This window comes from Paenibacillus agricola, from assembly GCF_011440305.1.
Classification (GTDB): Bacteria; Bacillota; Bacilli; order Paenibacillales; family NBRC-103111; genus Paenibacillus_S; species Paenibacillus_S agricola.
In genome coordinates, this window is the sequence record NZ_JAAOIW010000014.1 from 118,532 (window position 1) to 142,488 (window position 23,957).

18 protein-coding genes are annotated in these 23,957 nt (G+C 49.6%); 17 read left to right on the forward strand and 1 reads right to left on the reverse strand.

All coding sequences use genetic code 11. From position 1 onward, the window contains the following. The first annotated feature begins 122 nt into the window (after window positions 1-122). The 11 genes from hpf to argH all read left to right on the forward strand — a co-directional run bounded on the left by hpf (window position 123) and on the right by argH (window position 14,614). Window positions 123-668: a ribosome hibernation-promoting factor, HPF/YfiA family gene (gene hpf / locus G9U52_RS29190; RefSeq protein ID WP_166154291.1), complete on the forward strand. Its 546-nt coding sequence runs from the start codon at window positions 123-125 to the stop codon at window positions 666-668. A gap of 172 nt (window positions 669-840) precedes the next feature. After that, on the forward strand, window positions 841-3,354 hold the full coding sequence (secA, locus tag G9U52_RS29195) for a preprotein translocase subunit SecA (RefSeq protein WP_166154293.1): 2,514 nt from the start codon (window positions 841-843) through the stop codon (window positions 3,352-3,354). A 62-nt stretch (window positions 3,355-3,416) separates the two neighbouring features. Further along, window positions 3,417-4,533, forward strand: a protein-coding gene (prfB, locus tag G9U52_RS29200; protein ID WP_207953281.1) for a peptide chain release factor 2 whose coding sequence is annotated in 2 segments (ribosomal slippage) — window positions 3,417-3,488 and window positions 3,490-4,533 — 1,116 coding nt in all. Because the reading frame shifts where the segments join, the coding sequence is not laid out codon by codon here. 359 nt (window positions 4,534-4,892) lie between these two features. Continuing rightward, window positions 4,893-5,783, forward strand: a complete 891-nt coding sequence (locus tag G9U52_RS29205; protein ID WP_166154391.1) for a YitT family protein — start codon at window positions 4,893-4,895, stop codon at window positions 5,781-5,783. A gap of 420 nt (window positions 5,784-6,203) precedes the next feature. Then, window positions 6,204-7,253: an N-acetyl-gamma-glutamyl-phosphate reductase gene (gene argC / locus G9U52_RS29210; RefSeq protein WP_166154295.1), complete on the forward strand. Its 1,050-nt coding sequence runs from the start codon at window positions 6,204-6,206 to the stop codon at window positions 7,251-7,253. Between the two features lie 81 nt (window positions 7,254-7,334). Next, a complete protein-coding gene (gene argJ, locus G9U52_RS29215) occupies window positions 7,335-8,516 on the forward strand; it encodes a bifunctional glutamate N-acetyltransferase/amino-acid acetyltransferase ArgJ (RefSeq protein WP_166154393.1) in 1,182 nt (393 codons plus the stop codon). 183 nt (window positions 8,517-8,699) lie between these two features. Continuing rightward, complete coding sequence (gene argB, locus G9U52_RS29220) at window positions 8,700-9,479, forward strand: acetylglutamate kinase (protein WP_166154297.1); 780 nt, start codon at window positions 8,700-8,702, stop codon at window positions 9,477-9,479. A gap of 12 nt (window positions 9,480-9,491) precedes the next feature. Continuing rightward, window positions 9,492-10,703: an acetylornithine transaminase gene (argD, locus tag G9U52_RS29225; protein ID WP_166154299.1), complete on the forward strand. Its 1,212-nt coding sequence runs from the start codon at window positions 9,492-9,494 to the stop codon at window positions 10,701-10,703. A 39-nt stretch (window positions 10,704-10,742) separates the two neighbouring features. After that, a complete protein-coding gene (argF, locus tag G9U52_RS29230) occupies window positions 10,743-11,696 on the forward strand; it encodes an ornithine carbamoyltransferase (protein ID WP_166154301.1) in 954 nt (317 codons plus the stop codon). A gap of 186 nt (window positions 11,697-11,882) precedes the next feature. Then, on the forward strand, window positions 11,883-13,121 hold the full coding sequence (locus tag G9U52_RS29235) for an argininosuccinate synthase (RefSeq protein ID WP_166154303.1): 1,239 nt from the start codon (window positions 11,883-11,885) through the stop codon (window positions 13,119-13,121). Window positions 13,122-13,198: 77 nt separating this feature from the next. Then, window positions 13,199-14,614, forward strand: a complete 1,416-nt coding sequence (gene argH, locus G9U52_RS29240) for an argininosuccinate lyase (protein WP_166154305.1) — start codon at window positions 13,199-13,201, stop codon at window positions 14,612-14,614. A gap of 224 nt (window positions 14,615-14,838) precedes the next feature. Here argH and G9U52_RS29245 read toward each other — a convergent pair whose 3' ends face one another. Further along, window positions 14,839-16,422 (reverse strand): VanW family protein, encoded by a 1,584-nt coding sequence (locus tag G9U52_RS29245; protein WP_166154307.1) that lies wholly within the window; start codon window positions 16,420-16,422, stop codon window positions 14,839-14,841. A 238-nt stretch (window positions 16,423-16,660) separates the two neighbouring features. Between G9U52_RS29245 and ftsE the strand changes: the two genes are divergently transcribed. The 6 genes from ftsE (at window position 16,661) to G9U52_RS29275 (ending at window position 23,898) form a co-directional block, all read left to right on the forward strand. Further along, complete coding sequence (ftsE, locus tag G9U52_RS29250; RefSeq protein WP_166154309.1) at window positions 16,661-17,347, forward strand: cell division ATP-binding protein FtsE; 687 nt, start codon at window positions 16,661-16,663, stop codon at window positions 17,345-17,347. Beyond that, a complete protein-coding gene (gene ftsX / locus G9U52_RS29255; protein WP_166154311.1) occupies window positions 17,337-18,254 on the forward strand; it encodes a permease-like cell division protein FtsX in 918 nt (305 codons plus the stop codon). The genes ftsE and ftsX overlap by 11 nt, the downstream gene beginning before the upstream one ends. 108 nt (window positions 18,255-18,362) lie before the next feature. Then, window positions 18,363-19,649 (forward strand): murein hydrolase activator EnvC family protein, encoded by a 1,287-nt coding sequence (locus tag G9U52_RS29260; protein WP_166154313.1) that lies wholly within the window; start codon window positions 18,363-18,365, stop codon window positions 19,647-19,649. Between the two features lie 188 nt (window positions 19,650-19,837). Then, window positions 19,838-21,289, forward strand: a complete 1,452-nt coding sequence (locus G9U52_RS29265) for a S41 family peptidase (RefSeq protein ID WP_166154315.1) — start codon at window positions 19,838-19,840, stop codon at window positions 21,287-21,289. 168 nt (window positions 21,290-21,457) lie between these two features. Next, a complete protein-coding gene (locus G9U52_RS29270; protein ID WP_166154317.1) occupies window positions 21,458-22,759 on the forward strand; it encodes a PDZ domain-containing protein in 1,302 nt (433 codons plus the stop codon). 203 nt (window positions 22,760-22,962) lie between these two features. Further along, window positions 22,963-23,898 carry an NAD(P)/FAD-dependent oxidoreductase gene (locus tag G9U52_RS29275; protein ID WP_166154395.1) on the forward strand — a complete coding sequence of 312 codons (936 nt, stop codon included), beginning with the start codon at window positions 22,963-22,965 and terminating at the stop codon, window positions 23,896-23,898. Window positions 23,899-23,957: the final 59 nt, after the last annotated feature.

Here is a 23,957-nt window from a genome sequence, read left to right on the forward strand (position 1 = left end):
TTGGAGCGAAACTGCTTGAAGTTAGAGGATAATGGTTAAGATGAGGAGTGGGAATGTAAACGTTTTTTGAAGATTGTTATGGAGTGTAGTATACTAGATTCATGAAAGGAGGAGAAGTACACATGAAATTCAACATCCGCGGACAAAACATTGAGGTAACTGAACCATTAAAAGATTATGTTGAAAAGAAATTGGCAAAGCTCGAAAAGTACTTTGAAACTCCCCCTACTTCCGACGTAAATGTAACATTGAGCGTTATTAAAGGATTACAAACTGTAGAGGTGACGATTCCGTTAAAAGGAGTCATGCTACGGGCTGAAGAGAAAAATAATGATATGTACGCTTCCATCGATCTGGTGACAGACAAGCTGGAAAGGCAAATACGCAAGCATAAAACTAAGGTGAACCGGAAGACTCGCCAAGAGGGCGGCCTTCGCGACATTCTGAGAGTGGATGCACCTTCGCAATTTGAAGACGAAGATGAAGATTATGAATTGGTAAGAACCAAAAGCTTTATGATGAAGCCGATGGATATCGATGAAGCCATTCTTCAAATGAACATGGTTGGCCATAGCTTTTTCGTATTTTCCAATATGGACACCGAGCAAGTTAATGTGGTATACAAGCGTGACGATGGCAAATACGGCTTAATCGAGCCAGCCAGATAGATGCATACATAAAAGAGCTTGCCTGAAAAGGTAGGCTCTTTTTGGCGATTTAAAGAATAAACACCAAATCTATGTACAATGATAGTAAAGATGCATAAGGCTGTTGTTGCGACTAGCGCTGCAAACTGCTACAATTTAAGGTAAACCGTTTTTATAAAAGGGAGATGAGCCCATGCTAGGACTCGTTAAAAAAATATTCGGAGACCACAACGAGCGAGAAGTCAAGCGATTGTGGAAAACTGTCGAAGTTATCAACAAGCTAGAGCCGACGATTGAGGCTTTAACAGACGAAGAATTGAAAAACAAAACCGCCGAATTCCGTGAGCGTTTGGAAAAGGACGAGACGTTGGATGACCTGCTGCCAGAGGCTTTTGCTGTAGTGCGGGAAGCTTCCAAGCGTGTGCTGAATAAGCGCCACTACGATGTGCAATTAATCGGGGGCATGGTGCTTCACGAAGGCCGGATCGCAGAAATGAGAACTGGGGAAGGGAAAACCCTTGTTGGAACCTTACCCGTGTATTTGAATGCGCTACTCGGCAGAGGTGTGCATGTAGTCACCGTAAATGATTACTTGGCACAGCGCGATAGCTCCGAAATGGGCAAGGTGTATGAGTTTCTTGGGATGAGTGTAGGCGTTAACCTCAATACACTGGAACACGAGGAGAAGCAAATTTCTTATTCGCGTGACATTACGTATGGAACGAACAATGAGTTTGGCTTCGATTACCTGCGCGACAACATGGTGCTGTACAAAGAGCAAATGGTGCAGCGTCCATTGTATTTTGCTGTGATCGATGAAGTGGATTCGATCTTGGTCGATGAAGCAAGAACACCGCTCATTATATCCGGACAAGCTGCCAAATCTACAGATATGTACTATATGGCAGACCGCTTTGTGAGCCGGTTAAAGGATGAGGAAGATTATATTGTCGATGTGAAGGTACGTTCCGTTACATTGACAGAGGCTGGCGTTAGCAAGGGTGAGCAAGCTTTCAATATTGAAAATTTGTTCGACCATGCGAATGTGACGATCAACCACCATATTACACAAGCCTTGAAGGCGCGCATCATTATGAGGCGTGATGTGGATTATGTCGTTCAGGATGAAGAAGTCATCATCGTGGATGAATTTACAGGGCGTATGATGACAGGCCGCCGCTATAGCGAGGGCTTACACCAAGCGATCGAAGCCAAGGAGCAGTTAAAGGTTCAAAATGAGTCGATGACGCTGGCAACGATTACGTTCCAAAATTACTTCCGGATGTACCGCAAGCTTTCGGGCATGACGGGTACTGCCAAGACGGAGGAAGAAGAGTTCAAGAAAATTTATGGTCTAGACGTGATTATGGTGCCAACCAACCGTCCAATGATCCGTGCTGATGGCCCCGATATTGTATATAAATCGGTAAACAGCAAGTTCCGTGCGGTTGTTGAAGAGATCGTGAAACGCCACCAGAACAAGCAGCCGATGCTAGTCGGCACGATCTCGATTGAGAATTCCGAACGTTTATCCGACATGCTTAAAAGCAAAGGGATCCAGCATAAGGTGCTTAACGCAAAATTTCATGCTGAAGAAGCAGAGATTGTGGCACGCGCAGGCGAGCCAGGCTCCGTAACCATCGCTACGAATATGGCTGGACGGGGAACGGATATTGTGCTGGGCGAAGGTGTGCCTGAAGTTGGCGGCTTGCATATTATAGGTACAGAACGGCATGAGAGCCGACGGATCGATAACCAGCTGCGTGGTCGTGCTGGACGGCAAGGCGATCCGGGCTCCTCGCAGTTTTACCTGTCGATGGAAGATGAGCTGATGCGCCGTTTTGGTGCGGAGAACATCATGGGCATGATGGATCGCCTAGGCTTCGAAGAGGACCAGCCGATTGAAAGCAAGCTGATTTCACGTGCGGTTGAATCCGCGCAGAAGCGCGTGGAGGGCAATAACTTTGACGTGCGGAAAGTGGTCCTTCAGTACGATGATGTGATGAACCAGCAGCGGGAAATTATTTATAAGCAGCGCCGTGAGGTACTGGAATCGGCGAACATTCGTGATATTGCCTTAGGCATGATCCTGCCTGTTGTGGAACGCATTGTAGAAGCGCATTGCCCGTCGGACCTGGTTCCCGAGGAATGGGATCTGCAGGCGATTGTTGATTACGCCAATGGAACCTTCCTGCAAGAAGGCCAGCTGTCCAAGGATGAGCTTTGGGGCAAGGAAAGCGACGAAATTACGCAATATATCAAAGACGTTGTACAGCGCATCTATGAAGAGCGCGAGCAAATGATCGGCGAAGAATTTATGCGTGAGTTTGAGAAAGTCGTGGTGCTTCGCGCTGTAGATTCCAAATGGATGGATCATATCGATGCGATGGATCAGCTGCGCCAAGGGATTCATTTGCGTGCATACGGCGGAACCGACCCTTTGCGTGAGTACCAATTCGAAGGCTTCGCGATGTTCCAGGAGATGATCCAGAGCATTCAGGAGGAAGTAGCCACTTACATCATGAAGGCTCATGTAGAAATGAACCTGGAGCGTCAGGCTGTCGTGGAAATTAATGCGACCGTTACCTCTGGGGAGCCTGCTCCTAAGAAGCCTGCGGTGACTAATGAAGCCGACAAGGTTGGCCGCAACGATGTATGCCCTTGTGGCAGCGGCAAGAAGTACAAACAATGCCACGGTGCTTCGTAAAGCATGGCTTGATGAAGCAGCTGGTAACATCGCTTTATAAGCGTAATGAAGGAGCAAACGATATGTTAGAGCCTGAGGTAAAGCAAAATTTGCGGGAAACAGCAGTGCGGTTGGCTGAGCTTAGGGGGTCCCTTTGACTTAGATCTAAAACTGGAGCAAATCGCGAACTATGAGGAAAAGATGTCAGTTCCCGATTTCTGGGATGACACGGACCAGGCACAGAAGCTGATCGCCGAAATGAACGCGATTAAAGGCGATGTGGATCATTTTCTGGGTATGGCCGCCGAGTATGAGGATTTGGAAATGCTGGTGGAGCTAATTCAAGAGGAGCATGACGACAGCATGGCGGTCGAAATCGAGCAGGGCATTACAGCATTGGTGAAGAAGCTGGACAGCTTCCAGCTGCAGCTGTTGCTAAGCCAGCCCTATGATAAGCTGAATGCGATCCTGGAGCTGCATCCGGGTGCAGGCGGTACAGAGTCGCAGGACTGGGCAGAGATGCTGCTGCGCATGTACAGGCGCTGGGCGGAGAAGCGGGGCTTCAAGGTCGAGGTGCTCGATTATTTGCCTGGTGATGAGGCAGGTGTGAAAAGCGTGACCTTGCTGATTACAGGCTACAACGCGTATGGCTACCTGAAGGCGGAAAAAGGCGTGCACCGACTGGTGCGGATTTCGCCATTTGATGCATCGGGACGCCGCCATACCTCGTTCGTATCCTGCGACGTTATGCCTGAAATTGACGACGATGTTGAAATCAATATCCGCACGGAGGATTTGAAAATCGATACGTACCGTGCGAGTGGTGCAGGTGGGCAGCATATCAATACGACCGACTCGGCCGTGCGGATCACGCATATGCCGACAGGGGTTGTGGTAAGCTGCCAGCAGGAGCGCTCCCAGATTAAGAATAGGGAAAAAGCGATGAAGATGCTTCGTTCCAAGCTCTATGAAAGAAAGATCGAGGAGCAGCTTAAGCATCTCGCCGAGATTCGCGGCGAAGTGGCGGATATTGCCTGGGGTAGCCAAATTCGCTCCTATGTGTTCCATCCTTACAGTATGGTGAAGGACCACCGTACTTTGGCAGAAACGGGCAACACTGGCGCTGTCATGGATGGCGATTTGGATGCTTTTATCGATGCTTACTTGCGAATGCAGATCGAACCTAAAGTAGCTGAATAGGTTTGATGCTGCAGCAGCAGGTTAAGGTCAGCACAAGTTCGTAATCAAACTCAAGTTCATAATTAAAGCCATTTAAGTAAATCCTACACATCATAGATGTCGGTCAACCTAACTTGTAAAAGATAGGGCAGCATATGCTGCTGCTATCCTTCTGCAAGGATGGCTGTCCAGGCGTAGTGGTGGGTAGGATTTTTTTGTGCTTTTCGATTAGATGGGGCGGTGTGGCTGGGTGGATGGGCTCGCCCAGTCCAGTGTCCATCCAAAATCAATCCAAAATCAATCCAGTGTGGAAACAAGTTGTAGCAGAGTAGAAGCAGTGTTAATCCCGCGAGCGAGGCGGATAGGTGGTGGCTCAAGTGATGAGGGTACAGAGGCGTGAGCGGAGCGTAGAGCGGCAGCGGCGCCGCACTCGGCGTGATGTGGTAGTGGAATATGGGCTTTTGTTACTAGGCTCCTTATTGATTGCCTTAAGCTTTAATATGTTTCTAAGCCCGAACCAGGTCGCTTCTGGCGGTGTATCGGGAATTAGTATTATTGTGCAGTCGGTATTTGGCTTCGAACCAGCGATTACCCAATGGGTATTGAATATTCCCTTGGTCGTGTTTGGCACTTATTTATTAGGTGGGCATTTTGGGCTAAAGACGGCGGTAGGCTCGTTCCTGCTGCCGCTAATCATATTGATGACGCGAGGCCTGCCTGCGTTGACGAATAATTTGTTGTTGGCCAGCATTTACGGCGGCATTCTGATTGGCATTGGTGTTGGTCTTGTTTTTCGTGGAAAGGGGTCAACCGGTGGACTGGACTTGGCAGCACAGATTGTGCATAAGTATACCGGTTTAAGTTTGGGGCTGTCGATGGCGATGCTGGACGGGCTGGTTATCGTAGCAGCGGGTTTTGTGCTTTCACCAGAAAAAGCATTATTTGCGCTAATTGGACTGTTCGTGACGGGGAAGACCATTAATATTGTGCAAATCGGACTCAGCTACTCGAAGGTGGCGTTTATTATATCGGAAGAGTCGGAAGCGATACGCCAGAAAATATTGCTCGAGATGGATCGTGGACTAACACAACTGCAAGCTACAGGAGGGTATACAGGGGAGCAGCGGACGGTGTTGATGGTCGTAGTAGGACAGACGCAGGTCAGTCGTTTGAAGGATTTGGTAAAGGCGGTGGATCCGCTCGCTTTTGTCATTTTGAGTGATACAAATGAGGTGTTGGGGGAGGGATTTAAGTTTGAGGGTTCTCGCTGATGGATGCCCACAGTGATGAGTACTAGTAAGCGATTACATAATAGATTTTAGGCCTTGAAATAAACAAATGCGGAGATGGACGGCTAGATGCTTGAGTTTGTGATCTTATCGAAGGCAATTATTATGGTTCTGGACACAAAGCCTTGAAGCCGCAGGAGCCAATCCCGACGGTTTTTTGGTGCGAGGATTCGTTAACGCTTGCTTCCGATCGTATGATCTATTAAATGGAGGATGCGTATAGCGCCAGATCTCGTATTTTTAAATAATAATGGGGTTATGTGGTTTTTGGGGGCGGGTAGTGATAAAATTTATAGGAAAGCTCGCAGGATCGACCAATTATGCTGTGCATTGGATTTATCGATTGAATTATTATTCTTTTAAATGTATAATAATACATACTTTATGTTTGGAGGGACGGCTATGTCTACGAAATTAAGAGCGGCTATAATTGGGGCAACAGGGTACGGTGGGGTGGAGCTTATTCGTTTGCTGCTGACACATCCTCATGTGGAAATCACATCGGTTATTTCTTCATCCAACGCGGGTGCGCCGATTGCAGACAGTTATCCACATTTGAATCAAATTGTACAGGACACACTCGATGCTATTGATGTGGGACTGATTAAAGATAAAGCGGATGTCGTGTTTCTGGCGACGCCTCATGGTGTTGCGGGTGAATTGGCGCCTAAGCTGCTGGAAGCTGGTTTGAAGGTTGTTGATCTTTCCGGTGATTTCCGTTTGAAGTCCGGCGAAGTGTATGAAAAATGGTATAAGCACAAACCCGCTGATCCGGCTTATGTGGCTAAGGCTGTGTACGGACTGTCTGAAGTGTTTGGCGAAGAGGTCAAGGGCTCTGAACTGATCTCCAATCCAGGCTGCTTTCCTACAGCTACTTTACTGGGGCTAATGCCTATCGTGAAAAAGGGCTGGGCGGAGCTGGGCTCCATTATTGTGGATGCGAAATCCGGTGTGTCCGGAGCGGGCCGAGGCTTGGGTTTAGGCGTGCATTTCTCTGAGATTAACGAAAACTTTTTGGCTTATAAAGTGAATAAACACCAGCATACTCCTGAAATTGAACAGGCACTTAGCCGTGTAGCCGGTGAGGAGGTCATGATCACTTTTACTACACATCTGGTACCGATGACACGTGGGATTTTATCAACGATCTATGTTAATCTGAAAGAGAAGCATACTGAGGATGAACTTATAAAGCTTTATCGCCATTATTATGAAGGACGGCAGTTTGTACGGATTCGCGACAAAGGCAAATGGCCGGCAACGAAGGAAGTATGGGGATCCAACTACTGCGACATCGGGATTTCGTTCGATGAGCGTACAGGGCGGCTAACGATTATTTCAGTGATCGACAATATCGTTAAAGGGGCCGGCGGCCAAGCGGTCCAGAACTTGAATTTAATGATGGGCTGGGATGAAGCGGCAGGGCTCGCTTTCACACCAGTATACCCTTAATGGACCAGATGAGGAGTAGATGAATAAGTGAGTAAGCAAATAAATGATTTATATACGGTCGTGCCCCAAGGCTCGATAACCATGCCCCAAGGCTTTCGCGCTGGAGGCCTGCACTGCGGTTTGAAAAAAACGAGCCGCTTCGATCTAGGTGTTATTGTATGTGAGGTGCCCGCCCAGGCGGCTGGCGTCTACACGCTGAATGCGTTCCAAGCGGCGCCACTGCATGTGACACGCGAGAGCGTTGCTGTAGAGGGCAAGCTGCAGGTGATGCTTGTGAACAGCGGCAATGCGAATGCTTGCACAGGCAAGCAGGGCGACCAAGACGCCCGCGGGATGCGTGCTGCTGCGGCTGAAGCGTTCGGCGTTGCCGAGCATTTGGTCGGCGTAACGTCGACTGGCGTGATTGGCGAGCTGCTGCCGATGCCGAAGGTATTGGGCGGTATCGAGAAGCTTCCACAGCAGGTGAAGGCGGATGGCGGCGAGGATTTTTGCCAGGCAATTCTGACGACCGACCTTGTACAGAAGATGACGTGTGTGCAACTGACCGTCGGCGGCAAGACGGTACATATTGCGGGTTCGGCGAAGGGCTCGGGGATGATTCACCCGAATATGGCAACGATGCTTGGCTTTATGACAACTGATGCCAAAATCGAGAGCGCCCAGCTGCAAAAGCTATTGAACGGCGTAACCGATTCAACGTTCAATATGATTACCGTTGATGGCGATACGAGCACCAATGATATGGTGATTGTGATGGCTAGCGGCCTCGCAGGCAACGACGAGAGTTTGACGCCGGAACATCCCGATTGGGCCGCGTTCGAAGCGGGCTTCCGCTATGTCGGCGAATACCTGGCGAAAGCGATTGCCCGTGACGGCGAAGGCGCAACCAAGCTGATCGAGGTCAGCGTGACGGGAGCCGAGACGCAAAACGCGGCTCGGGCCATCGCCAAAACGGTCATCGGCTCAAGCTTGGTAAAGTCGGCCTGCTTCGGTGCTGATGCGAACTGGGGCCGGATCATTGCGGCCGTTGGTCGCGCCGGGCAGCCCGTTAACACGGAAACCGTCGATATCCGCCTAGGCGATATCTCGGTGCTTGAGCAGTCGCGCCCGATCAAATTTGACGAACCACAAGCTGCCGAATATTTAAAAGGCGAGCTTGTCGTGATTCACGTGAACCTGAATATGGGCAACGAGCATGCCACAGCCTGGGGCTGCGATCTTACGTACGATTACGTGCGGATCAACGCCGCTTACCGGACGTAAGGCTTTTAATAAATATAGATTGTTGTTGGGTGGCTAACCATCGGATGTAACCACACAGCAATTAAGCACCACCACTAGTATCGATCTTCCTCGGTCTTTAGGGGAGTCCAGAGGGCACAGTCCTTGGAGCCCTCCCTATAGGGAGGGTTTGGGAGGGTAAACGTTTGGGAGGGTAAACAACTGATGTTTGTCATGAAATGTGGCGGCAGTACGCTAGCGGCGCTGCCTAGTTCTTTTTTCGAGGATATGAAGCAACTGCAGGATGAAGGCATTATTCCCGTAATCGTGCATGGAGGCGGGCCTGCCATCTCCGATACTTTAGGCAAGCTGGGCATTGAAACTGAGTTTGTAAACGGACTACGCAAAACAAACGAAGCTGTGCTTGATGTTGTCGAGATGGTATTGTCGGGGCAGATCAACAAGGAGATCGTCCGCAAAATCCAGCTGTCTGGCGCTCGCGCCATGGGGTTGTCTGGCGTCGATGGGCATTTGATCCAGGTGCGTCCTGTAGCCAATGCACATGAGGTAGGCCTAGTGGGCGATGTAACCCACGTGAACGCGGAGCTGCTTCAAGGCATCATCCAAATGGGCTATATGCCTGTTATTGCTCCAGTCGGCCTAGGGGCAGACGGAGGCCAGCGCTATAATATTAATGCGGATACCGCGGCAGGTGCGATTGCGTCGCAGCTTGGCGTGGAGCGGATGATCGTGGTGACCGATGTACCCGGCATTATGAAAACGGTGGGCGGCGAAAAAATCGTGCTTCCCTCCATCACCGTCCAAGAGATCAATGATATGATCACAAGCGGTGAAATTTATGGAGGTATGATCCCGAAGGTCCGTGCCGCGATCCAATGCATCCAAGGGAAAGTAAATGAAGTTATTATCGTTAACGGGTCTGAGCCGCAAGTGCTGAGTCGAGTTATTAAAGGTGAAGTGCTGGGTACACGAATCGTCAAATAGGAGTGAATAAGCATGAGAGAAGGAGCCAAAGCTTTATTTCCGAATTACGGAAGCCGCTACAATCTGGCATTTGTAAAGGGTGAAGGAAGCCGGTTATGGGATGAAAACGGCAAGCAATATTTGGACTTGATGAGCGGGATTGCGGTAACGAATCTGGGGCATGTCCCTAAGCAGGTAGCAGACCGTTTAAAGGAGCAGATCGACCAGATTTGGCATACGAGTAATCTATTCCATATTCCGAACCAAGAGAAGCTGGCCCAGCTGTTGACCGACAATAGCTGTGGCGATGCAGTGTTTTTCGGCAACAGCGGTGCGGAGGCCAATGAAGCGGCGATCAAGCTGGCTCGCCGCTACTTCAATAAAGTGCTCGGCAAGCCAGAGCAATATGAGATTATTTCCTTCCAGCAGTCCTTCCATGGGCGCACATTGGCGACATTAACAGCGACCGGGCAGGATAAAGTCAAGGAAGGGTTTGCACCATTGCCTATAGGCTTCGCATATGCTCCTTATAATGATGCGGAGGCATTAGAGCAAGCGATTACGCCCCAAACCTGCGCGATTATGCTGGAAATGGTTCAAGGTGAAGGCGGTGTAAACCGGGCTAATCCGGAATTTATCAAGCAGGTAGTCGCCTTGTGTGAGCAGCATGGCCTGCTGCTTATTGTTGACGAGATTCAGACGGGTGTTGGCCGCACGGGCAAGCTGTTTGCTTACGAGCATTATGGCATCGAGCCGGATATTTTTACATTGGCCAAAGGGCTTGGCAGCGGCATGCCGATCGGCGCAATGGTAGGTAAAGAAAAGCTGCGCGAGGCTTTCTCCGCAGGCAGCCACGGTTCTACCTTTGGTGGCAATTATTTATCCACGGCAGCGGGTGTTGCCACATTGGAAACGATACTGGAAGGCAAGCTCTCGGAGCGTGCGGCAGAGATGGGCGATTATATCGTAAGCGAGCTATCCAAGCAATTGGCAGATAACCCGCTAGTGAGCGAAGTGCGCGGCTTAGGCTTGCTGATCGGCATTGAATGCACGCAGCCCGTGGCGGACTTGATTACTACGCTGCAAGAGCATGCAGTGCTGGTCATATCGGCGGGACCGAATGTGATCCGCTTAGCGCCAAGCCTGCTGATAACCAAGGAAGAGGTCGACGAAGGATTGGCTGTTATCTGCTCGGTGCTGGGCAAACACGCGCAGCAAGCACAAGCAGCTACAGCCGTTCAATAGAGCATTAGGGCAAATCTAACGAAGAGAGGGGCAGTAACCTTGGCACAAACCGAGCAACAACTTGCTGTTGATTTGAAGGGTAGAGATTTTTTGGGACTGTCTGATTTTTCGACAGAAGAAATTCAATATTTGTTGGATTTGGCAATTGATTTGAAAAAGAAGCAAAAAGCAGGCGAAGCCTTTCAACCATTGAAGGGCAAGACTTTGGGCATGATTTTCGAAAAATCATCGACACGTACGCGAGTTTCTTTCGAAGTAGGGATGTACCAATTGGGCGGCCATGCATTATTTTTAAGCAGCAATGATTTGCAACTGGGACGTGGCGAAACCATTTCAGATACAGCACAGGTGATGTCGCGTTACTTGGACGGGATTATGATCCGGACACATGCACACCGTAAGGTGATCGATTTGGCGCGCGGCGCCACGATTCCTGTAATTAACGGGTTGACCGACCGTTCGCATCCCTGCCAGGCTTTGGCGGATTACCAGACGATTTTGGAGCATAAGGGCCATCTGCGTGGCTTGAAGGTCGCCTACATTGGGGACGGCAACAATATGGTGCATTCCTTGATGATGGGCGCGGCGAAGCTTGGCATCGATTTTGCGGTAGCTTCTCCACAGGGCTATGAGCCTAATGCTGGCATTGTGGCGTCAACCATGGACGTAGCCAACCAAAATGGCTGCAAGCTATATGTAGGGACTGATCCCAAAGAAGCTGCGGCTAACGCAGATGTCATATATACGGATGTATGGGCAAGCATGGGCTTTGAGACCGAGCAGAAGGAACGCGAGCTTGCATTTAAAAACTACCAAGTCAATGAAGCGCTCGCCAGCTACGCCCATAAGGATTACCTCTTTATGCATTGCCTGCCCGCCCACCGTGGGGAGGAAGTGAGTGAAGGCGTGATCGACGGATCGAACTCGATTATTTTCGACCAAGCTGAAAACCGCCTGCACGCGCAAAAAGCGATCATGGCCGCCACGATGTAGCCATCGTAGCAGGGTAAACAAGATTTTATATGATTTTTTAGCAAAATAAAGGTGCGCAGTAGCAGTCTGCAACAGTCTGCAAGTAACTTTCGAGTATTCAGCAGCCCGTAATTACGCTATAATCAGCTTTTATGTACAAGATTCCGAACTCATAACGATATCGACCTATTAAAGGAGCGCAGAACCATGGCTAAGCCGAAAATTGTTCTTGCCTATTCAGGCGGATTGGATACATCGATTATTTTAAAATGGTTAAAAGAAACGTACGACGCGGAAATTATTGCTTTTACAGCAGATATCGGGCAAAGAGACGAGTTGGACGGTCTGGAAGAAAAGGCGCTGGCAACCGGTGCTTCGAAAATTTACATCGACGATTTGCAGGATGAATTCGCCAAGGATTTTATTTACCCGATGTTTCAAGCGGGTGCTTTGTATGAAGGGCAATATCTGCTCGGCACGAGCATCGCACGTCCTTTAATTGCGAAGCGGATGGTCGAAATCGCCCGCCGCGAGGGCGCGATCGCTATTGCCCACGGCGCTACTGGCAAAGGCAACGACCAAGTGCGCTTCGAGCTAACCGCGGCTGCACTGGCTCCAGAGCTTGAGGTTATCGCTCCATGGCGTTTGGACGCGTTCCGCGAAACATTCCCAGGCCGCGCTGAAATGATCGCTTATGCCGAAAAGCATGGCATTCCTGTTACAGCTTCGGCATCGAAGCCCTACTCGACAGACCGCAACCTGCTGCATATCAGCTTTGAGAGCGGCATGCTGGAGGATCCTTGGTTTGATCCAAGCGCAACCTCGAACAAAGAAATGTTCGTACTGAGCGTTGATCCTGAGGATGCACCTGACCAAGCCGAATATATCGAGCTGAACTTTGAAAAAGGCAACTGCGTGGGGATCAACGGTGACCTGATGACGCCTTTGCATATTATGGATAAGCTGAATGAGCTAGGTGGCAAGCATGGCATCGGCCGTGTGGATATGGTGGAAAATCGTTTTGTCGGCATGAAGAGCCGCGGCGTGTACGAAACACCTGGCGGTACGATCCTGTTCTCCGCACACCGCAAGATGGAGTCGCTAACGATGGACCGTGAAGTGATGAGCCTGCGCGATTCACTAATATCCCGTTACAGCACGCTTGTTTATAATGGTTTCTGGTTCGCTCCTGAGCGTTTGGCTCTGCAGGCGTTGGTAAATGAAAGCCAGAAAAATGTATCCGGCACCGTACGCTTGAAGTTATACAAAGGCAATGTTATTGGAGCCGGCGTACAAAGCCCTGTCAGCTTATACAATCCGAATATTGCTACAATGGAAGCAGATCCAACTCAAGCTTACAACCAAGGCGATGCCACCGGATTTATCCGCTTGAACGCTTTACGCTTGAAGGTTTCCTCCGGCGTTGAGCAAAGCGCTAAATCTTAGAACCAAGCTAAAATCAACATCGCGGCTTTCCTAAACCTTCATGAAGATGTAGGAAGCCGGCAGAGAGGGGCAGACAAGTGTCAAAGCTTTGGGGTGGACGTTTTACGAAAAAGACCGACCAACTGGTGGAGGAATATACAGCTTCCATTTTGTTCGATAAAGAGCTGGCCGAGGAGGACATTGCGGGGAGCTTGGCGCATGTAACCATGCTCGGCAAATGTGGAATCCTGCCGCTGGAGGATGTAGGTAAGATCAAGGGCGGTTTGCTCAAAGTGCAAAGCAAGATCCGGCTGGGGGAGATGGAATTCACAGTTGGTGACGAGGATATTCATATGAATATCGAGAAAGCACTGATTGAAGAGGTTGGTCCTGTGGGCGGGAAGCTGCACACCGGACGCAGCCGTAATGATCAGGTAGCCACCGACATGCACTTGTATTTACGCAAGCGTGTCGTAGAGTTTGTTGGCCTGCTGAATACCTTGCAAGAGGCACTTATTGGGCAAGCATCCCAAAATCTAGATACGATCGTGCCCGGGTATACGCATTTGCAGCGTGCCCAGCCGATCCTGTTCGCCCATCATCTAATGGCGTATGTATCGATGTTTCAACGCGATATCGAGCGCCTGCAGGACAGCTACAAGCGGATTAACGTGTTGCCCTTAGGCGCAGGGGCGCTGGCAGGGACGACGTTCCCGATCGACCGCCATTTTGTAGCGGAGCAGCTTGGCTTTGATGGTGTATATGAAAATTCGCTCGATGCGGTAAGCGACCGCGATTTCATTATCGAATTCCTGTCGAATGCCTCGATGATTATGATGCATTTATCACGGTTTTCCGAGGAAATGATTTTGTGGTCCTCCACAGAATTCCGTTTCATCGAGCTGGATGATGCCTTCTGTACAGGCAGCAGCATTATGCCGCAGAAAAAAAATCCCGATGTGCCCGAGCTCGTTCGCGGCAAAACAGGCCGTGTATACGGAAACTTGTTCGGCCTGCTGACGGTGCTTAAATCATTGCCATTAGCCTATAACAAGGATATGCAGGAAGATAAAGAAGGCATGTTCGATACGGTACGGACGCTGCAGGGGGCGCTACAGCTATATGCTCCAATGGTCAGCACGATGAAGGTGAACAAGGAACGGATGCGTCAAGCCGTCAACCAGGACTTCTCCAATGCAACCGATATTGCCGATTATTTGGTGAATAAAGGGCTGCCTTTCCGCCAAGCCCATGAAGTTATCGGCAAGACGGTGCTGTACTGTATCCAAAACGAAAAGTTTTTGCTGGATCTGAAGCTGGAGGAATACCACCAGTTTTCCGAGCTGTTCGAGGCGGACATTTATGCTGTACTTCAACCGGAGCAGGTGGTCAATGCACGTAATGTGTATGGTGGCACAGCTACAGGACAGGTATCGGCTGCGATAAGCCGTGCCGAAGTCGTTAAGGCGAAGACGGACGAATGGTTCCAAGAGTACTATAACAAAAGCAAATAAGACCATAGAGTTCCAAAAGTTATTTTCAGGATATTAAAAGAACCTGCAAGCCCACGGATGTCATGGGTTTGTGGGTTCTTTTGCGATTCAAAGCCCAATTTCAAATTAGGGGGGAATTCTCCTGCTTTTTGTGCATAAATCAGTTGAAAAATGCAACTGTTTGCAAGGGCATTAGCAGGAGCTTTTCCAGTTCACTTCTCCCCCTTTATTTCCATGTGCATAAATTATCTGAATGTCGGCCCTTTCACCCCGTCCTCGATCAGCGGAGCCTCGTAAGGCTTGCCATCTGGGTTCGGGTTCGGGCCTGCGCCACGCTGCGGCGCAGGTGTGCCGCCTGGACTCCCCGTGCCATCCGGTCCGCCCGGGCTTTGGCGGACGGCAATAACGGTAGGCTGTGCAGCATAGGTATCCTGCGAAATCCGCTCCTGGCCGATAAGCTGGCCGTTTTGCCGCTTATAACGGAACGTATCGACCACGTAGCCCAGCTTGCCTTCACTGATCGTCTGCTGCTTGCCAGCGGGCAAGGTTGGGTTGGCGACGTATTTGGTGGCAGGCTGCAGTGTGCGGACGGTTTTGGACTCGACCGTATAGGTAATATCGGTTGGGGTATGCCCGAATAACTTGACGGTTATGATTTGGTTATCCATTAAGGTACGGATCAGCAGGTGCTTCTCGGTACTGTTACGAAACTGGAAGTTAATATGCCCAGCGGCGAAGGTAGCGTCCTGGCCAAGCGGCACATAGCTGACAGGAAGCGAGTGGTTACGGCGCTCAACAATAGCGAGCCCGGCGCGCAGCACCGCATTGTAGAGGGTAGTGGATACTTGGCAGATGCCACCGCCAATGCCAGGCACAAGCTTGCCATTCACAATGACTGGCGCTTCTTTGAAGCCATATTGGGCTTCTGTCCTTGTAATGTAAGCTGCATAATCAAACACTTCCCCCGGCTTCAGCAGTACATCGTGGATGGCCGCTGCCGTGGAGCGGATGTTATGAAGGCGCCCTTCGCTATTTTGCAGGAGGTTGGTGGTGAACTCATTGATTTTGTAGTCCACTCCTTGCTCCTGGAGCAAGCTTAGCGTGACAGCAGGCTTCTCTTTCACAAAGGTTACTGTAATTTTGAATGGTTCTCCTACGGTCTTTGCTATTCCTGCTTCCCCTGCTCTCGGTGCTGTTCCCTCCATGCCCTCTTGTCCGGCTGCCCCTTCTGCGCTTCTGATCGTCGTCAGCTGGGAGGCAGCCGCCTTTAATGGCTCCAGCAGCGCGGCTTCGTCGATTCGGATGGCGTCTACCTCAGGGACGTAGCTGACCATGTCGGTCGGTCCGACAATGCGCTGCGCGTTTACCGGCTGCTGCTCATAGAAAGCTGGAAGCTGCTTGGCGAGCAAGGCGTGAAGCTTGGTGGCATCGATGTCGTAGTGTACCGCAAGCTGCTGGTTGCGGAGCTTCCAGCGAAGGAGCGCCCGCTCAAAGGGCGAGCCCACCCTGAGCGCCGCTAGCGGACCCAGTACCTCATCAAGCACTACCTGCAGCCCTAGCTGCTCGGCTGTCCAAGCTGAAGGTGGAAGTGCAATATCTGGCTGGCCGCTGGCCAGCAGGATAGGTTGCTCCAGCAGCAGCTTTTTTTTGTATGCCAGCTGTTGCTCGAATTGCGCCCAGCTGAGTCTGCCTACGTTCCACCCATCTACATTTAAGCCTGTGGGCAGTCGAGTTTGTATCCCATATAAAACTAGCGATAAGCACATGAGCGCTATCATGGACAAAACCAACACCCCTACACGTCCCCAAAGGGTTCGTTGCTGCACCATAAGGCAAGCTCCTTTTTATAAGGGCTTCATCCGATGACAGGCCCTGCTTGTATACTTGATGTATATGCGGGCAAGCGCCGTAACTTGCCACAACGCCAAAACGTTAACCGATCCGCCACAACCTCAGCGAAAACGCAAGTTAAATGTGAAAAAAAGATGAAATTCATTTCGATACGAAGGATTATGGGTGTTTGTGTCGAAAGTCTATAAGCTAGTTAAATAATCAGGATGTGATACCGTGATAGAAATGCAGGATGTGTGGAAAACGTACCCAGATGGCAGCCATGCCTTAAAGGGGATCACCGTCAAGGTGAACCGCAATGAATTTTTATATGTGGTAGGTCCTTCTGGTGCAGGCAAATCGACATTTATGAAATTGATCTATAGAGAAGAAAGACCAACTAAGGGGAGTATTTTTGTTAATGGCTTTAACCTGGAGAAGCTGAAGCAGCGCAAAATTCCTTATGTAAGACGGAACATCGGCGTGATTTTCCAGGACTATCGGCTACTGCCCAAGCTGACCGCGTTTGAGAATATTGCTTTTGCGATGGAAGTTATCGAGGCGCCTAAAAAAATTATTAAGAAACGGGTAACTGAGGTACTAGAGCTAGTCAAGCTTAAGGATAAGTCTGGGTCTTTGCCGAGCCAGCTATCAGGGGGGGAGCAGCAGCGTGTGGCCATAGCCCGTGCGATTGTGAATAACCCGACTGTGATTATCGCGGATGAGCCTACAGGTAACCTGGATCCGGAAACCTCGTGGGGCATTATGAAGCTGATGGAAGAAATTAATTTTCGTGGTACGACTATTATTATGGCGACGCACAACAAAGAAATTGTGAATACGATCCGTAAACGTGTGCTTGCTATTGAAAATGGCCAAATCTCCCGCGACCAAGTCAGGGGTGAATACGGTTATGAGGATTAGCACAGTGCTGCGGCATATTCGCGAGGGCTGCAAAAATGTGGTCCGCAATGGCTGGATGTCCTTTGCTTCGATCAGTTCAATTTCGATTTCGTTGTTTATTTTAGGCATCTTTTTATTGCTGACCTTGAACGTTAATTATTTGGCGGAGCAAATCGAATCCCAAGTAGAGATCCGTGTCTATCTGGAGGTTAACACGTCCAAGGAGCAGATCCAGGGTTTGCAGGCAGAAATCAGTGCTATCCCTCAAGTGGAAAAGCTGCTGTTCGTGTCCAAGGAGGAAGGCATTGTGTATTTGCGGGAAAAGCTTGGAGAGAGCGGAAAGCAGCTTTTAGAGGGTTTTGATGGCGATAACAATCCGCTGAATGATTCGTTCACGATTGAGGTTGTGGAGCCTAGAGAAGTAGCCAGTGTCGCACAGAAAATTAACGAGATCAACAACAGTAAAGCCAATAAACCTATTTACCGAGTGAGCTATGGGCAAGGAACGGTAGAAACGATGTTCAAAGTGACACAAATTATCCGTAACGTAGGGCTTGTACTGGTTGCCGGGCTTGCACTAACCGCGATGTTCCTGATCGCGAACACCATTAAGCTGACCATTATCGCGCGGCGACGTGAAATTGCCATTATGAAGCTGGTAGGAGCAACCAATTCGTTTATCCGCTGGCCCTTTTTTATAGAAGGTGCATTGCTTGGCATTATAGGCTCCGTCATTCCGGTCGCTATTTTATTATATGGCTATTGGCAGTTGATGAATTCCACTCAGCTGGATTTAAACCTACTGATGATCAAGCTGCTTCCTTTCGAACAGGTTTATTACACGATGTCGGTCCTCTTGCTGGGAATTGGAGTTATGATTGGCATTTGGGGAAGCACGTTGTCTGTACGCAAGTTTTTAAGAGTTTAGTAGAAGCGTGAACACGATCATGCGCCCACAGTTGTTTAGGCAGAGATGATTCATGCTCAACATTTTTTGGGGTTGTTGCTTAGTCTAATTTTGGGGAGGAAGCAAAGGTTGAAGAAACGTTTTCTATCTTTCGTCGTATCGGTAGCAGTAGTTGGTACGTTAGCCACGCCGCAGTTGGCAGGGGCTACGATGTCGGCAACCAAGAAAATTGAGCAGGAGCTGGGCCAGATTAAGAAAGTAATGTCCGCGGCGCAGCAGAAGGCGGCAGAAACGCAAGCGGAAATAGCGAAGGTCCTGCAAGAAAAGCAGGTTGCCAGCGTCGATATTAATGCGTTATTGGGTCAAATTGAGACGACCAACCTAAAGCTGAATACGCTTAATAACCAAATCAGTACGGTAAAAGATAATTTGGAGGTAAATGGCAAGCAGCTCGAGGAAGTCGAGGAACGGGTGGAATCCCGGGATGCGTTGCTCAAATCACGCCTTCGTTTAATGTATATGAATGGTGTCGTTTCGTATGCGGATGTATTGCTCAGCTCAACCAGCTTTGGCGATTTTTTGGATCGCCTGAACGCATTGAACGCAATTGTGAACCAGGATAAGCAAATTCTGGAGGCTAACCGTAAGGATCGTACCGTCATGGAAGGCAAGCGGGTACAGATTGAGCAGCAATTGAATCAGGTTAAGGATTTGTACAGCCAGACCGCACTTATTAAAACAGATTTGGTTATCAAGGAGAAGGAGAAGGAAGTCAAGATTGCAAGCCTTTCCCAAATCGAAAAAGAAAAGAAGCACGAGCTTGAGGATATCAGTGAAGACCAGGAAAAAATGCTTCTAGAATATGCACGTAAGGAAGCCGCATTGGCTGAGGCCAAGCGCAAGGCGGCTGAAGCTGCTGCTGCGGCTGCCGCAGCTAAGGCGGCGGCTAATGCGAAGGCCAAACCAGGTGCAGCTAATTCACCTAGTAATTCACCTGCGCCCGCTGCACCCTTCACCGGGGGCAAGTTTGGCTATCCGTTAGGCAAGGTATACCCAATGACATCGGATTTTGGTAATCGCTCTGATCCCTTTACGGGTAAGAAGAAGAGCCATAATGGCATTGATTTGGGAGCCCCCAACGGTACGGGCATATTGGCTGCAGGCGATGGTGTCGTTATTGTGGCTTCCTGGTGGAGCGGCTATGGGAATACTGTTATTATCGACCACGGAAACGGCTACTGGACCTTATACGGACATATCCGCAACGGGGGTACCGTGGTAGAGAAGGGTGACATTATCAAACGTGGGCAAAAGGTTGCAGAGGTTGGTTCTACTGGAGAATCGACGGGAAACCACTTGCATTTTGAGGTGCGAATCAATGAATCCCCAGTTGACCCTAAACCTTATCTTCGCTAAAGTATTCACTAAAGAATGTGCTAAAGAAACACCGAGTCACGCGTCCACGGTCTACTTGTGTCAGAAAGTAGCTGTCGACAACCAGCATTCGGATGTTCCTCAGCCGCTGTTAATAATTTCTAGGAGCTTGTCATACACTACAAGGACGAGTCCAATAAGGTAGTCATAAAGGCGGTGTAATTAAAAAGATGGCATTTAAGGGACGTACAGTAATTTTATTTGTATTGTTAGCGATGTTCGCCAGTAGCATTATGACACTTATGATCGTGAATCCAGCGACGTTTGCTGCAGCCGGCAAGGAAGGTGTAGCCTTGGGCAGCACCAAATCGGGGCTAAGCACCAAGGATGTAAACAAGCTGTCTACCACCTACCAATTGATTGAAGGCAAATTTTTGTCGGAGGTTGACCATGATAAAGTGGTGAACGGCGCCATTAATGGGATGTTATCCTCCTTGGAGGATCCCTTCACCGTTTACATGGACCAGAAGGAAGCCAAGCAATTCGACGAAAGTATTACATCCTCGTTCCAAGGGATCGGCGCTGAGGTTTCCTTGGAAGATGGCAAAGTGACGATTGTTTCTCCGATTAAAGGCTCACCGGCTGAGAAAGCGGGGCTGCATGCTAATGATGTAATTGTTTCCGTGAATGGCGAGAAGCTTGATGCTTTAACGCTGAACCAAGCGATCATGAAAATTCGGGGTCCCAAGGGCACACAGGCCAAGCTGGAAATTGTGCGGAGCGGCTCTGCCGATCCGATCCAAATGACGGTAGTCAGGGATGATATTGATGTGGAGACCGTATATGCCGAAATGCTCCCAAACAATATTGGCAAAATCGAGATTCGCCAGTTTTCCAGCAATACCTCCAAGCGTTTCAAGGATGAGCTGAAGACCTTGGAAACCAAAGGAATGAAAGGCTTGGTTATTGATGTACGGAATGATCCAGGCGGCTTGCTTTCAGCGGTTGTAGAGATTGTGGAGCCTTTTGTGCCTAAGGGAAAGCCGATCGTGAAGATTGAGAACCGCAAGGGGGAGCAAGAAGATACAACCTCTGCAGGTACGGGTAAGAATTACCCAGTTACCGTACTTATTAATAAAGGCAGCGCAAGTGCTTCGGAAATATTGGCTGGAGCCCTGCATGATTCTTCTGGCAGTAAGCTGATTGGTGAAACGACCTTCGGCAAAGGCACTGTCCAAGTTACCTTTGAGAAGGAAATGGGCGATGGCAGCAATATTAAGATGACCGTCTACAAATGGTTAACACCAAACGGTACATGGATTCATAAAAAAGGAATCGAACCGGACATGGCTGTCGAGCAGCCTGCTTATTTTAAAGTGGCGCCTTTGACCAAGAAAGCAACACTGGTACAGGATATGAACAGTGAGGATGTCAAAAACCTGCAAACGATGCTCAAGGGGCTTGGATTAAACCCGGAACGTGCAGACGGCTATTTCAGCGATAAGACAGCTTTGGCGGTGAAGGCTTTCCAACGGCTACAAAATATGCCTATAACCGGAGAGGTTGATGTGGAAACAGCCACTCGGATCGAGAAAGCGATATTAAATGAAATTAAGGATCCGAAAAATGACCTTCAGCTAAAGGCGGCCATCCAGCATTTGGAGACGACTATGCCGAAGTGATCACTTCATTTACCATTTCGCGATAAATACTAACAGATATTGGTTCATATAGTCTCTTGGCAGGATATAATTGGGTGGGGCAGGATATCTACTGCTCTACGTCGAAATTATGTAGGAAGGTTGGGTTTATCCAGCCTTCCAATTTTTTGTTGACGAGGGAGCAATAAAATGAACGTATACATGGAAATAGCCAATAAAGGGCTTCATGCCTTGCTCCAGCTTTTCATAAACCCTTTTTATTACATAGGCATTATTTTTATAATTTTGCAGTATCGAAGGCAGATTAGCTTGGAACGTAAACTGTTTCACACGAAGCTGCATTCTTTACTGGGGCAAACTTGGAAAACGCTTTTATGGGGATGGGTTGGGGGACTTGCAGCTTCGATTGTTATGGCTTTCGTAGGTGCTACGGTGCAAGCTGAGGCCATAGTCTTTTTGTGGGTGATTTCGCTGCTGCTGCTCTTTATCCGGGTGCGGTTTCTATGCTGGGCGTACGCCATCGGCGTTATCGGTATCTTACATAGCTTATGGATTATGGTGCCAGCGCTTAGTGGATATCCGTCTATGTCATGGTTCGCAGATCCCTTGCTCCAGCTGAATATGCCATCCTTGTTAGCGCTAATTGCTATCCTGCATATCGTGGAGGCGATCTTGATTCGTAAAAGAGGTGCTGAGACCGGCACTCCGATGTTCTATGAAAGCAAGCGCGGCAAAATTGTAGGAGGCTACCAGTTGCAGGGGTTTTGGCCAGTGGTTTTATTTCTGGTCGTTCCGATGCAGGGCGGCGGCAGCCTGCTGCCTTGGACGCCGCTCATGGGTGGCGACCTGTGGAGCGGCGGCTGGGCGATCATCGGCTTCCCGATGATGCTCGGCTTCGCCGATATCACGTTGTCCCGCCTGCCGCAGGAGAAGGCAAGGATCAGCTCCAATCTGCTGCTCCTGTATGCAGCCGTGGTGCTGTTATTAGCCCTATTGGCTTATCTTGGCCCAATAGCGACGATAATTGCTTCCATGGGCTGTATAGCGCTTCATGAGAGCCTCAGGCTTTATAGCCGTTGGGATGAATCGAATCGGCAGCCTTACTTCGTGCATGACCACCGCGGGTTGAAAATATTAGGGATCATACCCGGCAGCCCTGCAGCGGAGCTGGGCATCGTGCCTGGTGAAATGATTCATAAGGTCAATGGGCAGCCTATAGGCTCAAGGCAAGAATTGCATCAAGCGATCATGCTGAACTCGGCGTTTTGCAAGCTGGAGATCCTGAACCTGGCTGGGGAAAACAAGTTTCTAAAGCGGGCCATGTTCTCTGGGGAGCACCACCAGCTTGGTATTATTTTGGCACCTGACCAGGATGCGCTATATTATGCCGAAGAGAAACAGCTACACTTTCTGGGCTATTTGCGTAGCAGGCTGTCAGGTGTGAACCGGAAGCAGCCGCGAAAGCCAGTTTCTGTGGAAGAACAGCTTTAAGTAGGTCCAGACGATTTCAAGTACGACATTATGACTGAAATTGCATCGCCTGTCTTCGCCTGCGTACCTCCGCAGTCGCTAGCTCTATAAAGCACCGTCAGGAAATTCTCTGACGGCTTTTTTTGCATACCAAATTGTTTTTTATAGCAAGCTTGGGGAAGCTAATAAAAAACGATGGAGGAGACCAGCAAGTGGACACTTCGATATATGATTGCGTGATTGTCGGAGGCGGTATAGCCGGCCTTCAGGCAGCGATTCAGCTAGGCAGGTATAAACATCGGATACTGGTTATCGACAAAGGCGAAGGGCGATCGACCTTATGCAGAAGCTATCACAATATACTAGGCTGGCCTGAAGGAGTGTCGGGTGAGGAGCTGCGCAGACTGGGCAGCTTACAGGGGGAGCGGCTGGGCGTTCAGTTTATGCAAGCTGAGGTGACAGGCCTCAAGCGGAGGGATTCTTCATTTATCTTGGAGAGGGAAGGGCGGCAGCCTTTTATTGAGGCTTCCACGGTGCTGCTTGCGACGGGACTGTCGGATAGATTCCCTGATCTTCCTGGACTTAGGTCTTGTCTGGGATTAACGGTTTATGTATGTCCCGATTGTGATGGCTATGAAGTGGATGGCCGCAAAACGATTGTTATGGGCTCAGGCAACGTGGGAGCTTCAATGGCACTGGCGCTGCTCTATTGGACGAAGGATGTCGTGTATATCAACCATGAATGGGAGAGGGAAGCGACGGACAGTAGGCAGCTCCTTGAGCTGCAAGCACATGGTATTAGGCAGATCGATGCAAGCCTGTCTGAGGTGCTGGTGAATAGCGCTACTGACGGTGAGTTTCAGGGAGTTCGGCTTGCTGACGGCCGTGTGGTTGCTGGTGAGCGGGGGTTCATCGCTTTTGGGAGGAACCATGTTCACTCGGAGCTGGCCAGGCAAATCGGGATACAATGTTTAGACAATAAACATATTATAACGGACCCTCGCAGCAAAATGACGAACGTCCCCCGAGTATGGGCGGCAGGAGATGTTGGCGTGCATGCGGAGCAGCTTACCATTGCCATGGGCGAAGGCTCACAGGCCGCCATATGGATTCATAAGGAGCTGCTGGGGATCAACGCCCGACCCTTAGGCTTGTCCTAACGATCCAAGTCCAACAACCATCAGCACATATAACAAAGCAGCCTAAAACCTAAGTACAG